The organism is Thalassospira xiamenensis M-5 = DSM 17429 (genome assembly GCF_000300235.2).
Taxonomy (GTDB): domain Bacteria; phylum Pseudomonadota; class Alphaproteobacteria; order Rhodospirillales; family Thalassospiraceae; genus Thalassospira; species Thalassospira xiamenensis.
Genome location: NZ_CP004388.1, coordinates 1,676,491 through 1,688,994 on the forward strand (window position 1 = coordinate 1,676,491; position 12,504 = coordinate 1,688,994).

The following is a 12,504-nucleotide window of genomic DNA, read 5'->3' on the forward strand; positions in this document are numbered from 1 at the left end:
TCAGTCGCCCCCACGTGGATCAAGAACATCGCGCAGGCCATCGCCCAGAAGGTTGAAACCAAGGCTGACCACGAAAATCGCAAGGCCCGGTACGGTCGATACCCACCATTGTTCCAGAAGGAACTGGCGGCCTTCGGACACCATTGCGCCCCATTCGGGCATGGGCGGCTGTGCGCCAAGGCCAAGGAAGCCAAGACCCGCCGCAATCAGGATCATGCCCGCCATATCAAGGGTGACACGCACAACAAGCGAGCTTATGCACATCGGGGTGATGTGACCAAGGATCAGACCCATATTCGAGACACCCTGCAACCGGGCGGCTTCGATATAGTCGGACCTGCGGACGGTGATGGTTTCGGCGCGTGCAATGCGGGCATAGGGTGGCCATGCGGTCAACGCGATGGCCAGAACCGCATTTTCGATCCCCGGTCCCAATGCAGAAACGAAGGCAAGGGCCAGGATCAGTTTCGGGAAGGCCAGAAAAATATCGGTGATGCGCATCAATGTCGCATCAATCCAGCCGCCAAAGAACCCGGCAGCGGTGCCGACCAGAAGCCCAACGGGGGCCGCGGTAATCACCACGAGGGCCACGATCATCAGGGTGTATTGCGCGCCGTAAATCAGACGCGACAGGATATCGCGACCCAGCTGATCGGTGCCAAACCAGTGTTCGGCACTGGGCGACTGTATGCGATTGGCAAGGTCGGCGGCCAGCGGATCATAAGGTGCCAGAAGCGGGGCAAATATGGTGACAAGGATCAGGGCCAGCACGATCGAAAGACCGATCATGGCGAGCCTGTTTTCAGTAAATTTAAGCCAGCCCAGCCATGCGCGGCCACATTTGGCCTGCCAGCGTGATTGCGGGGTGTCGGATGTCAGCCACTGTTTCAGGCTGGGTTTGACGGCGTTGCTTGTGATATTCATGGTAACCTATCTCCGTGCGCGCGGGTCAAGCAGGCGATAGAGCACATCGGACAGCATATTGACCCCGATGAACACCGCACCCACGACGACGGTACCACCCAGAACCGCGTTCATATCGGCATTGAGCAGCGAATTTGTGATGTAAAGACCCAGTCCCGGCCAGGCAAAGATGATTTCGGTCAGAACCGATCCTTCGAGCAGATTGGCATAGGACAATGCAATCACGGTCACCAGCGGCACCATGACGTTGCCAAGGGCATGGTGCCAGATGATCCGGGTTTCGGAAATGCCTTTTACCCGGGCGGTCAGGATGTATTCCTGACTAAGCTGTTCGAGCATGAAGGATCGCGTCATGCGCGCAATATAAGCCAGCGAGAAATAGGCAAGGATGGAAGCGGGCAGAATGATGTGCGACACCGCATTCCAGAACAGGTCCATATCGCCTTCTATCAGGGTATCGATCAACATCAGACCCGTGGTCGGTTCGATGAAATCGACATAGAAGGCATCCAGTCGGCCCGGACCCGCAACCCAGTCGAGTTTCAGGTAAAACACCAGAAGCCCCATCAGGCCGAGCCAGAAAATCGGCATCGAATACCCGGCAAGCCCGATAATGCGCACGATATGGTCGGGCCATTTGCCCTTGTTGATCGCGGCAAAAACACCAGCCGGAACCCCAAGGAAAACACCGATAATGGTGGCAAGGGTTGCCAGTTCCAGCGTGGCCGGGAATACGCGTTTGATGTCTTCGAGGACCGGGTTTGATGTCAGAACTGACGTTCCGAAATCACCCTGGACAACATTGCTGATATAGACAAAGAACTGCTGCCAAAGCGGCAGGTTCAGGCCCATTTCTTCTTTGACGCGCTCATAGACCTGTTCGGAGGCATGATCGCCGACAGCGGCCAGTACCGGATCGATTGGCAAAACGCGCCCGATCAGGAAGGTGACCAGCAAAAGTCCGAAAAAGGTTATGGCGAGCGATGAAGCAATACGCACAAGGCTTGCGCCCGTGCTGGAAAAGAGACGGGCGCGTGTGCGCCCGTCCCGTGATTTTCGCGTAGCTGCGGTCATCCGACCGTTGCCTCCCTAGTCCTTGGTGACAAAACGATAATAGTTGTTATCGAACGACGGACCGAGGACGAAATTGTTCACATTGTCCCGCATCGCGGCGATTTCGGTTTCCTGGAACATGATTACGAACGGGCCGTTTTCGAGAACCTTTTTCTGAAGGTCCACATACATTGCAGCACGTTTTTCGCCGTCACGTTCAAGAATGGCCTTGTCGACCTCGGCGGTCATGTCACCCGGGTTCCAGGAGTTACGCCATGCAAGCGGCTTGGCCGATGCATCGTCGGAATTGTCGGGGTTCCACGCGAAGGTGGAGGCGTTGGTGTGCGGATCCTGATAATCCGGGCCCCAGCGACCGATATAGATATCGTGCTGGCGGGCGCGGTATTTGGTCAGGGTCTGTTTGTTATCACCCGGAATGATTTCCAGATTGATACCTGCCTGTGCCCAGGTCGCCTGGATCGACTGCGCCATCGACATCACTGCCGTGGTGTTGCGCGTATCCATGGTCACTTTGAAGCCATCGGCAAGGCCAGCGTCGGCAAGCAGCGACTTGGCCTTTTCGATATCAAGCGAGTAGGGGTTTTCGTTATAGGCACCAAGGAAACCTTCGGGCAGGAATGCCTGATGGGTCTGGGCGCGGCCCGCCATGATGGTTTCGGTAATGCCATCATAATCGACGAGATATTTAAGCGCTTCGCGAACTTCCGGTTTGGACAGGAATTCGTTTTTCTGTGACAGGCCAAGATACCAGAGTGCGCCTTTGCCTTTGGACAGCAGCTTGATGTTTTCGTCACCCTTGACCGAGGCAAGCTGATCGGCTTCGAGGTTACGCGCAATGTCGATATCACCTTTCTGCAACAGGAGCTGCTGGGAAGCGGCTTCCTTGACGTTGCGGATGATGACGCGCTTCATGGCTGGTGCGCCGTCCCAGTAATCCTCGTTCGCCGTCAGGCTAAGGCTTTCGCCCGGGGTCCATTTGTTCAGGACAAACGGACCGGAACCGGCATAGTTGGTTTTCATCCATTCTGCGCCAAGGTCGCCGTCCTTTTCATGTTCAAGGACGAGTTCCTTGTCGACAACAGCGCCCACGCCCGAGGTCAGGCAGTATAGCACGAAGCTAGGCGCATAGGGCTTATCGACTTCCATGACCAGCGTGTTTGCGTCGGTCGCGCGAATCCTGTCCTTGACGTTGTCGGCGGTAAAGCCGAACTGGCCGAGAATGAAGGCCGGGGACTGATCCATCAGGACGACACGTTGCAGCGAGAAAGCGGCGTCTTCGGCGGTCAGGTCGTTGCCCGATGCGAATTTGATGCCGTCGCGAATCTTGAAGGTAAAGGTCAGGCCGTCTTCGGAGACGTCCCAGCTTTCGGCGACGACACCATAAATTTTCGAGACGTCGTCATTATCAAAGCCAATCAGGCGGTCATATGTGTTGCCAGCATATTCCAAGGCAGTAAATTCGAACATCCCGGCCGGATCGAGTGTGATGAGGTCGTCGATGGCAAATGCCATGACGAGGGCGTTTTTCGGTGTTTCTGCCTGTGCCGCCATTGGTGCGGTAGCCAGTGCGGTTCCCAGAACCAGCCCTGCGATCAGTTTGCGCATTTTGCGCCTCCCGTTTTGTTGCTTGTTGGATCAACAGGTCATTCTGTGTGGGGCGACCTGTAGGATCTTCGACTAGAACCTGTAGAGCGAAGCATAAATTATACGATTAATCAATGACCAGACGGTCAGGAATGCCTAAAAAGCACGCAAGATATTGTGTGGTATCTTGCCTGTTCACGTTTGGGTTGTGATGGTCTGGTTGGTGAGGGGCAGGAGATAGGAGGGACCTGATTTCAGGCACAAAAAAAGCCGCTGTTAAAGCGACTTTCCGTACTCTTTAAAAAGAGTGGCGCGAGTGACGGGACTTGAACCCGCGGCCTCCGGCGTGACAGGCCGGCGCTCTAACCAACTGAGCTACACCCGCTTGGTGTGGCGCGGTTTATATAAGGGGTGGTTCGGTCTGGCAAGGGCTTTTTTTCAAAAAAATGAAGCCCTGATTGGTCAGGGTAAAGGGGGCTTTGCAAATGCATTGAAAACCGGGTGTCGGAATGCTTGGGCGGTGGGATGGAAATGCCGTTTTCGCGTGGTACCGTATTGGGAAATCGACTTGCCTGTTTTTGCAACATGTTGCGCATGAGCGATGGACGCCATGTCGCTCGTCGGCATGTCAGTCCAATACGAAAAAGGGGATGAGAAACAAAAAAAACGCCAACGGCGAACCGTGGCGTCTTTTTTGAACTTTCCATCAGGTGGAAAGTGGCGCGAGTGACGGGACTTGAACCCGCGGCCTCCGGCGTGACAGGCCGGCGCTCTAACCAACTGAGCTACACCCGCTCGGTGTGTGGCGCGGTTTCTAACAGCAGGTCCGAGGGGGCGCAAGACCTTTTTTGATCGTGTTCGATACTTTTTTGGCTGTCGCCACCATGGCGCGTTTTGTGTCGTGCAAAATATATCCTTGAGGTGATGGATATCTGCTGAAGATTGTTTCCGGGACCTGTTTGATGCTGATCAAAGTACAGGTCGGTAAGCAGATGTAAAAGTTTGGGATGATTCAAAAACAGGGTGCGGGGCCCTGACAGGGAATAACCGAAGCGGGGGCTTCATGGGGAACACGATCCTTGCCGTGCTTGATGATATAGATGCCGGATTAAAAGCTGATCTTGCGACGAGATCAAACGCGATATCGTCTGCAATCCGCCCCAGAGGCGGCGTGACGTGCGATATGCGGATCGTGCGCAGCCTGATTTTGCTGTGGAGTGGACAGAACGCCGCCTTGGCAGGGGGGAGTGATGAAGTCCGTCAATGGATCATGGATCAGCTGCCCGAAATTACCGAGCGGCTGGAGAGGATCGAGGCGCGCATGGAGCATGCCATTGATGACAATGAGCGTGACGCGGCCAGACAGATCATGCTTTTCGCGGTGAACGGGAACGCACGGTGATGGCATGCATCGTCAGCATCCCTGTCCGATGCGGGCAAAGGCCTTTGATGGCTGGTTTGCTGGCAGGCTATTCGCGTGGCAGCTCGTAGCGTTCGGCAAGCTTGGTCAGTGCAGCAACGGTTGCCTGTTCGACGGTGGTGCCAAACCCGGTGACGCGGCTTGCCAGAATGACGTAAAGAGAATCAATATGAAGCTGAATGACAAGAAGCTGCTTCATATTGGCGGTGGTCCGGTCTGCGACAAAGATTTCAAGTGACTTTGCGATCTGTGTCATCAGCGGATACTGGAATGTTCCACCCAGTGCCTTCACCGAATAGGCAAGGTCGGCACTGTTTTCCAGCGCGGTTGATGCCTTTGAATTATCACTGATGGCGGCAACGACCAGTTTGCGGCAGTCGGCAAGGTCCTTGCCTATATCGCGAACAAAGGTTTCCGTGCTGCGCTGGACGACCTGCTCAAGTTCGTCGAGCTGTTGAGGGGACAGATTGATGTCAAAGCCCTTGACGAAATTGACCGTACGTCGCTTCAGATCCGTCTGTGGCGGAATGATCTGGGCTTTTTTCTTTTTCTTTTCGGGCGTCACGATTGCTCCGGTCCCCCAGTCAAAATGGGTCATTAATCATCGGGGCTCCGTCTGTCGGGGCCGTCGAAGGCGACCTGTCTGCGGCGGCGATCCGGCCCGAAATAGGTGCCGGTATTGACGAAATGCCGCGGACGGGTGATGACCGATACCAGTCTGCTATAAAGTGCCTTGGCATTGAACGGTTTGGCAAGAAATTCCGTGATGCCGAGGTCACGCGCAGTGGTGACGTATCGCTGCTCCGAATGTGCTGTCAACATGATTACCGGAATGAACCGGTTGGGCGAATTGACCGAATTCCTGAGAACATCAAGGAATTCAAGGCCATCCATCCCGCGCAGACGCCATTCGGTGACGATGATATCAATCTGCTGGGTCCGGAGAACCTCGAACGCATCGTTCGGGGAGCGGACACGCTGCACGGCTGTCGCACCAAGATACGAAAGTGTATCGAAAACTACCTGGGCCGAAATCTTGTCGCCATCGACGACCAGAAAACTGATTTTACTGAAATCGATCTTTGCGCTCATTCGGCCTTTTATCCTGTGCGTCGTCACGGTCCCGGTCCTTGTTCTGGTCAGGGCCTTTTTTCGCGTGATGATCGTACTAGCGTGATCCTAATTGCTTATACCTTTGTCTGATTAGCAGCAAGGCTAAAGCGGCGTTTTGTCAGCTTGGAATTCTGACAAATACTGACGCCTAACCTTGTGCAGATATTGAACAAACGACGTTTACGTTCTTTTTGTTCATGCTCATGATCCCACAGATCACCCTATATTGGGCGGGTCTGCAAAATTAAAAGGGCAAGATCAGGAATGATCGGGAACGGTGTCGGGCAGGGGTTCGGTTGTGCCTTCTTCGTCAATGACCTGAACGGCCACGCCCGCCTCGCCAAACATTTCGGTCGAGATGGTCATGTCCTGCTGCCAGCGTTCGAGAAAATCGGCGGTCAGTTTGCTTTTATCGACAAATACTTCGGCGATGCCAGCCTGAATGATGGCGCGCGCGCAGTCACAGCAGGGGAAATGGGTGACATAAAGCGCGCAGCCATCAAGCGATGTGCCGGTGTAGCTGGCATTATAGATCGCATTGCGTTCGGCATGTTCGGTATAGGCGTATTTTTCCGGGCGTTGATGGCGGCTTTCGACATTGTCATCGACGCCGCGGGGAAACCCGTTATAGCCAACGGCGCGAATTTCTTTTTTCGGGCCAATGACAACCGCGCCGACCTGGGTGCTACGGTCTTTTGACCATTCGGCAATATGGGATGCCAGTCCCAGGAAGCGATGATGCCATTTGCTCATTTGTCCGATCCCCGATGTGTTCGCGCACGGTTGTAAATGTGCGGTTATCAAAAGCGATTGCCGGGCAGGGCCGCCTGCCAGCAATTGATTGCTGCACTGCTTCTTTAAAGGAGTGCCTGCTTGTAATTGTCCAGAGAAAAATCACATTTTTGTAAAGGCATTTAGCGAAAAGTCCCTGTTCAAACAGGGCTTGATTGACTATTAAGGGGATACCCCCAGAGAAAAATCAGGACGTCTCGACGCCTCGCCGGGAAGCTATGGCCGAAGCGGAGAGACCCAATGGAAACCAAAAAACAAGAGGTAAGAGCCGATGCGCCGACAACGTAAGGCGAAGATCATCGCAACCCTGGGGCCAGCGAGCTCTCATCCGGAAACTCTGGAAAAGATCGTAAGGGCGGGTGTTGATGTATTCCGGCTGAATTTCTCGCATGGTGAACATGCAGAGCATCAGGCGCGTTTTGAAACAATCCGTGAAGTCGAGGCCAAGCTTGGCCGTCCGATTGGCGTGCTGATGGATTTGCAGGGGCCAAAGATCCGCTGCGGTACCTTTGCCGACGAAAAGATCGAACTTGAAGCCGGTGCGACCTTCCATTTCGATATGGACAAGAAACCGGGGGATAAAACCCGCGTTTCATTGCCCCATCCCGAAGTTTTTGCCGCACTCAAGCCCGGTGCGAACCTGTTGCTTGACGATGGCAAGCTGCGTATGCGGGTGGAAAAATGCGATAGCAAATCAGCCGAGTGCACCGTTATCACCGGTGGGCCGCTGTCGAACCGCAAGGGCGTTAACCTGCCCGACGTGATGCTGCCGATGTCGCCCCTGACCGACAAGGATCGTATTGATCTGGATTACGGTCTTGAGATGGGCGTTGATTTCGTCGCACTTTCATTCGTCCAGCGTCCCGAAGATGTTGCCGAGGCGCGCAAGATCATCAATGGTCGTGCGGCAATCGTTTCCAAACTGGAAAAGCCGCAGGCGATTGAGCATCTTGATGAAATCGTGGCACTTTCGGACATCATCATGGTCGCACGTGGCGATCTGGGTGTTGAATGCCCGCCGGAAGATGTTCCGATCCTGCAGAAACGCATCATCAAGGCGTGCCGCGAAGCTGGCAAGCCGGTGATTGTTGCGACCCAGATGCTGGATTCGATGGTCAGCAACCCGGCCCCGACCCGTGCCGAAGCATCCGACGTTGCGACCGCCATTTATGACGGTGCCGATGCGGTGATGCTGTCAGCCGAAAGTGCGGTGGGCAAATATCCGATTGAAACCGTCAGCATCATGGACCGGATCATGATCCGGGTGGAGCAGGACGAGCTTTATTATCGTCTGCGCGATGCCAACCGTCCGGATCCCGAGCATAATGCGCCGGATGCGATCAGTGCTGCAGCCCGTCAGGTTGCCGGAACGATTGGTGCCAAGGCGGTCGTGACTTATACCACGTCGGGTTCAACGTCGCTTCGTGCGGCGCGTGAACGCCCGGAAGTCCCCATCCTTGGACTGACGCCGAAAATCCAGACGGCACGCCGGATGACGTTGTGCTGGGGCGTGCATGCGGTCTTTACCCGTGATGCGACCAACTTTGCCGAGATGGTCGGCATTGCCTGCGAGGTGGCCAAACGTGAAGAGTTTGCTGCGGCTGGGGATTCGCTGGTGATTACCGCAGGTGTCCCGTTTGGGACCCCGGGGGCGACCAATATCCTGCGCATTGCGTGGTTGTCCGCGAAAAACTGATCAGACTATTGCGTGACGAAACGAGACGGGCGGCAACAAGCCGCCCGTTTTTTTGTGCGAGAGTTTCGCGATGTTTGAAATACCGGCCATACCGCCGGATAGTGGTTTGTATTGTTAATGTTTTTTTGAGTGTTTGCCGTGATAGTCAAAGTGTTCTGACCTGTATCCTTGGTGTTTCCGAGAAACGGTCATGACCATGAGTTTAAAAGGTTTTTGGCTCTTGTATTGTTGTTTGGGGTGGATTGCTTTGCTATAAGCGATCCAAGGCCAGATAAAAAATGTTGGCGTTGCAAGGGGTTGACGCCGATTTGCCGAAAGGCAGGGGACAGGGGAATTACTGCGATAATGCTGAACTGGATGTTCAATCGGCAGAAATCGAAGGATGACGGCGCGCTTGACGACAAGTCGGCGGCGAAACTTCGTGATCTGGCGGAAACGGTCCGGAGCATCGCGCCAGACGAGTTTGGCGCGGCCGAACAGGCAAATTCGCGTGCCCCCCGTATCCCGCGTAAAAAAGATTCCGATGGTCAACTGGCGCAAAGTGGCCTTGATTATGCCGCGCGCCTGTCGGCCGACCTTGCCGATGATGACGAAGATGAAGACGGCCAGCCGGATTTTGACAGCGACGTCCGCATGGATGTTGCGCGCCGCCTGCGCCGTCATCTGAATGATCTTAGCCCGTCCGAACGCCTTGATATGGTCGAGGAATTCGTAACGGCGATCGGCAATATGGCCGATTGTTATCGTCCGCAGGTCATTGCCCTGATCGAGCAGGAACTGAGCCATACACCTTATATGACACGCCAGGCCGCGATGCGTTTGCGTCAGGATATTGCGGCGATTGGCCGGGTGTCGCTTGGCGAATATGTCGAACTTTTAAGCGATGCCGATTTCCTTGATATTCTGCGTGGGCGTGGCGAGTTTGTGCAAACAGCCGCCGAAAAGCTGGAAGCCGAACAGGAGGCCGCGGCACAGGCACGTCTGGCACGGGATCGTTCGGAAAAGGGCGGGTTGCTTAACCGGTTGCTGTCATCGGATGACGCGCCGCGCAATGTGGTGGCCCTGACCCCGAAATTCGGCAGCAGGAAAGAAGCCGCCAGCAAGACGCCACATGATGAAATGGCGGATGGTCGCAACAAGATTTCCCGTCAGGCGCAGCGCCGTGTGGCGCATTTCATTCTGGCATCGTTGTTCGACACGCTGGTCGAACGCGGTCGCATGCGGGCCGAAGTGGCACGGGCCATGCGCCAATTAGTGCGCCAGCGTATTGAAAAAGCAAAGTTCGAGAGTCGCATTGTAAGCCGCACGGCACCGGTTCCGGTGGAACATGAGTTTGACGATGTGATGCATGACGATGCTGGCGAGCAGGGCGGACCGGTCGAGCCGGTCACCATTGATCATTACATTCTTGATGCGTTGTCGCGTAACGAAGACGCGCTGGTGGTTCAGAGCCTTGCGCATTATGCGCAGATGCCTGCTGCAATCGTTTCCAAAATCCTTGATTCGGGAAGTGCGCGCGCCATTACCGCCCTGGCCTGGCGCGCGGGTATGAGTGCCCCGTCGGCGGTTGTCCTTCAGATGAGCGCTGCGATCCCCGAAGACAGCATCGAGCGCCCGGCGGCGGGTGGCCGTTATGCCATGGCATCAACGGATATGGATTGGTATATCGATTTCTTTAACGAGCTTCAGCCTTCCGGACCGCGTGGTCGTGCGGCGGGTACGACGGCTGCGGCATCGCCGCACGATTCCGAAAAGTCTGGTCGTACACGCCGCTTGCCGCATGAACGACCCCAGGGGCCGAAGGGAGAGTAAACGGGATGCGCAAGGATCTCGGAATCTCCTATGACGGGCTGAAATATGCCCTTTCCATCAAAGATAATTATCGCAGTGGCGAACCGCTGACCGTTACCGGGGCAGGGGCGCAGCAGCGGCTTCTGATGCCGGAGCATTTGCTGAGCAATGATCTGGCGTTGATGCAGTATGATGATCCACTGGCACTTGCGGTGATTGCAACCAAGGATCCGGAAAGCCCGATGGCATTGGCCGCAGCGATCCGTATGGGACCGCACGCCAAGTGCAAGGAACTTATTACCGGCGTTTTTGAAGTGGTGTCAGAAGCAACCAAGCATGAACTGGTGGCCGATTGTGCCAAGCTTCTGTCGCGGAATGCGTTCAGTCCGGAAGCGTTCCAGTTGGTGCGCAACCGCGCAAGCAACCATGTTGTCGAAATTCGCGAAGCCTATCGCCGGGCGATGGCGGGCAATTTGCGCGCGCTTCTGGATGGCAAGATGGCCGCGCGCGAATTTGTCGAGGAATTCATCGAACTGGCATCGCATGGCAATCTGCGGATTGATATCTATCGTCGTCTGGTGATGAAGCTGATGCGTTCCGACGCCGTGCGCCCAAGTGTCAAATTCATGCTTCTGGAGCGGCTTGATAAATTTCCGCAGATGGTCAAGCTGCAGATTGTTAACGAAGTTAACTCTGCGCCCGATACGCCGGAATACCAGACCCTGAAACAGGAACTGCGCTGGATCTACGAAAGCAAGGCGCGGGAAAAGACCACGCCAGAAGCGCCGGAAACATCGAAAAACTGGTTTGGCGGTTCGTCACTTGATTACGGTGCCGCAGCAGGGCTTCAAAGCCGCAATGCGATCATCAAGCCCCAGCAGCCAACCCTGAAACGGCAAAGCGTTCCGTCGATGATGGCCAGTGGCGGGTTCAGCTCACGTGAAATTTCATCCTGGCTGAACTGATTTAAGCCAGACGTGCTGCAACACCCGGCAATGCCTGTTCAGCCCGCCAGACGACTGGCGGGTTTTGTTGTTTCCGGGTGCGTGGCCAAGCCTGCCTGATGTTCCAGATAAACCGTGCAGACGACGCGCAGAAGCGATGCGAAATTGGGAATATCGCCGCGCTGGCTGACAACTTCATCATGCAGTTTGCCAAGAAATTGCGGGGTGCTGAAGCCTTCGCCCGCGGCGATTTCATCAAGAATCTGCCAGAATCGCTGTTCAAGGCGGACACTGGTTACAACGCCATTGATGCGCAAAGATCGACTGACGGACTGATAGAGTTCGGGGTTGGTGCCGGAATAGATCTGACACATGATGACGACCTCTCCTGTTTTTGCCACCGACGATGGAACGTCGGTGGCCGGTTACAGGGTCATGGTCCGGCAAACCGTGCCGAAAGGCAATCGCCGATTGTTCTAGAGGCTGATTTCAGTCCCAAGCAGGGTCAGGAAACTGGCCAGCCATTTTGGATGTGCCGGCCATGCCGGTGCGGTGACAAGATTGCCGTCGATGCAGGCATCATCAATCGCGATTTCAGCATAAGTCCCACCGGCAAGGCGTACTTCGGGGGCGCAGGCCGGATAGGCAGATACACGGCGATCTTTGAGGATATCCGCCGCAGCAAGAATTTGCGCACCGTGGCAGACCGCGGCAATCGGTTTGTCGGCGTCGTTGAAGTCACGAACCAGACGAATGACATCCTCGTTTAAGCGCAGATATTCCGGGGCGCGCCCGCCGGGGATCAGAAGGGCATCATAGTCCTGCACCCGGGCTTTTTCGAAATCGGCATTCAGCGCAAAATTGTGCCCGCGCTTTTCGCTGTAGGTCTGATCGCCTTCGAAATCGTGAATGGCGGTCGCAATCGAATCACCGGCTTTTTTGTTGGGGCAAACGGCGTCAACCGAATGACCAACTGCAAGCAGCGTCTGGAACGGAACCATGGTTTCGTAATCTTCGGCATAGTCGCCGACCAGCATCAGGATTTTTTTTGCTGACATTATTTTATCCTCCCGTTTGTTGTGATCTGAAAACTATAGATCATGGCAGGGATCAGCGGGTAACAGCGGGCTACTACGCGTCAAAACGGGCGAAACGGATTGCGTGAA

Annotated in this window: 12 protein-coding genes and 2 tRNA genes; 4 read left to right on the plus strand and 10 right to left on the minus strand. The window is 55.2% G+C overall.

All coding sequences use genetic code 11. The annotated features are described in order from the left end of the window. From nikC to TH3_RS07900, 5 genes are all read right to left on the minus strand, one after another. Entirely contained in the window at nt 1–924 is a 924-nt protein-coding gene (nikC, locus tag TH3_RS07880; protein ID WP_007091934.1) for a nickel transporter permease, read from the minus strand. 6 nt (nt 925–930) lie between these two features. After that, nucleotides 931–1,998, minus strand: a complete 1,068-nt coding sequence (locus TH3_RS07885; RefSeq protein ID WP_007091933.1) for an ABC transporter permease — start codon at nt 1,996–1,998, stop codon at nt 931–933. A 15-nt stretch (nt 1,999–2,013) separates the two neighbouring features. Continuing rightward, nucleotides 2,014–3,603: an ABC transporter substrate-binding protein gene (locus tag TH3_RS07890; RefSeq protein ID WP_007091932.1), complete on the minus strand. Its 1,590-nt coding sequence runs from the start codon at nt 3,601–3,603 to the stop codon at nt 2,014–2,016. Nucleotides 3,604–3,890: 287 nt separating this feature from the next. Continuing rightward, nucleotides 3,891–3,967: transfer RNA gene (locus TH3_RS07895), tRNA-Asp, on the minus strand. A gap of 333 nt (nt 3,968–4,300) precedes the next feature. Beyond that, nucleotides 4,301–4,377: transfer RNA gene (locus TH3_RS07900), tRNA-Asp, on the minus strand. Nucleotides 4,378–4,645: 268 nt separating this feature from the next. Between TH3_RS07900 and TH3_RS07905 the strand changes: the two genes are divergently transcribed. Beyond that, entirely contained in the window at nt 4,646–4,984 is a 339-nt protein-coding gene (locus TH3_RS07905) for a hypothetical protein (protein ID WP_007091656.1), read from the plus strand. A gap of 67 nt (nt 4,985–5,051) precedes the next feature. On the opposite strand, the gene TH3_RS07910 is transcribed toward TH3_RS07905, so the two are convergent. From TH3_RS07910 to TH3_RS07920, 3 genes are all read right to left on the minus strand, one after another. After that, nucleotides 5,052–5,600 carry a hypothetical protein gene (locus TH3_RS07910; protein ID WP_007091655.1) on the minus strand — a complete coding sequence of 183 codons (549 nt, stop codon included), beginning with the start codon at nt 5,598–5,600 and terminating at the stop codon, nt 5,052–5,054. Continuing rightward, nucleotides 5,600–6,094, minus strand: a complete 495-nt coding sequence (locus TH3_RS07915) for a response regulator (RefSeq protein ID WP_007091654.1) — start codon at nt 6,092–6,094, stop codon at nt 5,600–5,602. The genes TH3_RS07910 and TH3_RS07915 overlap by 1 nt, the downstream gene beginning before the upstream one ends. A gap of 279 nt (nt 6,095–6,373) precedes the next feature. Continuing rightward, entirely contained in the window at nt 6,374–6,868 is a 495-nt protein-coding gene (locus TH3_RS07920) for a deoxycytidylate deaminase (protein ID WP_007091653.1), read from the minus strand. Nucleotides 6,869–7,178: 310 nt separating this feature from the next. Here TH3_RS07920 and pyk point away from each other — a divergent pair, with 310 nt between their 5' ends. The 3 genes from pyk (at nt 7,179) to TH3_RS07935 (ending at nt 11,359) form a co-directional block, all read left to right on the plus strand. Further along, a complete protein-coding gene (pyk, locus tag TH3_RS07925; RefSeq protein WP_007091652.1) occupies nt 7,179–8,603 on the plus strand; it encodes a pyruvate kinase in 1,425 nt (474 codons plus the stop codon). Between the two features lie 345 nt (nt 8,604–8,948). Continuing rightward, complete coding sequence (locus TH3_RS07930; RefSeq protein WP_007091651.1) at nt 8,949–10,415, plus strand: DUF2336 domain-containing protein; 1,467 nt, start codon at nt 8,949–8,951, stop codon at nt 10,413–10,415. Nucleotides 10,416–10,420: 5 nt separating this feature from the next. Then, on the plus strand, nt 10,421–11,359 hold the full coding sequence (locus TH3_RS07935; protein WP_007091650.1) for a hypothetical protein: 939 nt from the start codon (nt 10,421–10,423) through the stop codon (nt 11,357–11,359). Nucleotides 11,360–11,397: 38 nt separating this feature from the next. On the opposite strand, the gene TH3_RS07940 is transcribed toward TH3_RS07935, so the two are convergent. Beyond that, nucleotides 11,398–11,712 (minus strand): ribbon-helix-helix domain-containing protein, encoded by a 315-nt coding sequence (locus TH3_RS07940; RefSeq protein WP_007091649.1) that lies wholly within the window; start codon nt 11,710–11,712, stop codon nt 11,398–11,400. 102 nt (nt 11,713–11,814) lie between these two features. Beyond that, complete coding sequence (locus tag TH3_RS07945) at nt 11,815–12,396, minus strand: DJ-1/PfpI family protein (RefSeq protein ID WP_007091648.1); 582 nt, start codon at nt 12,394–12,396, stop codon at nt 11,815–11,817. Nucleotides 12,397–12,504 lie beyond the last annotated feature (108 nt).

Coding starts and splice junctions, on each gene's coding strand:
- TH3_RS07915 (WP_007091654.1), bottom strand. CDS start 6,094: ATGAGCGCAAAGATCGATTTCAGTAAAATCAGTTTTCTGGTCGTCGAT.
- nikC (WP_007091934.1), bottom strand. CDS start 924: ATGAATATCACAAGCAACGCCGTCAAACCCAGCCTGAAACAGTGGCTG.
- pyk (WP_007091652.1), top strand. CDS start 7,179: ATGCGCCGACAACGTAAGGCGAAGATCATCGCAACCCTGGGGCCAGCG.
- TH3_RS07945 (WP_007091648.1), bottom strand. CDS start 12,396: ATGTCAGCAAAAAAAATCCTGATGCTGGTCGGCGACTATGCCGAAGAT.
- TH3_RS07890 (WP_007091932.1), bottom strand. CDS start 3,603: ATGCGCAAACTGATCGCAGGGCTGGTTCTGGGAACCGCACTGGCTACC.
- TH3_RS07930 (WP_007091651.1), top strand. CDS start 8,949: ATGCTGAACTGGATGTTCAATCGGCAGAAATCGAAGGATGACGGCGCG.
- TH3_RS07885 (WP_007091933.1), bottom strand. CDS start 1,998: ATGACCGCAGCTACGCGAAAATCACGGGACGGGCGCACACGCGCCCGT.
- TH3_RS07940 (WP_007091649.1), bottom strand. CDS start 11,712: ATGTGTCAGATCTATTCCGGCACCAACCCCGAACTCTATCAGTCCGTC.
- TH3_RS07910 (WP_007091655.1), bottom strand. CDS start 5,600: ATGACCCATTTTGACTGGGGGACCGGAGCAATCGTGACGCCCGAAAAG.
- TH3_RS07905 (WP_007091656.1), top strand. CDS start 4,646: ATGGGGAACACGATCCTTGCCGTGCTTGATGATATAGATGCCGGATTA.
- TH3_RS07920 (WP_007091653.1), bottom strand. CDS start 6,868: ATGAGCAAATGGCATCATCGCTTCCTGGGACTGGCATCCCATATTGCC.
- TH3_RS07935 (WP_007091650.1), top strand. CDS start 10,421: ATGCGCAAGGATCTCGGAATCTCCTATGACGGGCTGAAATATGCCCTT.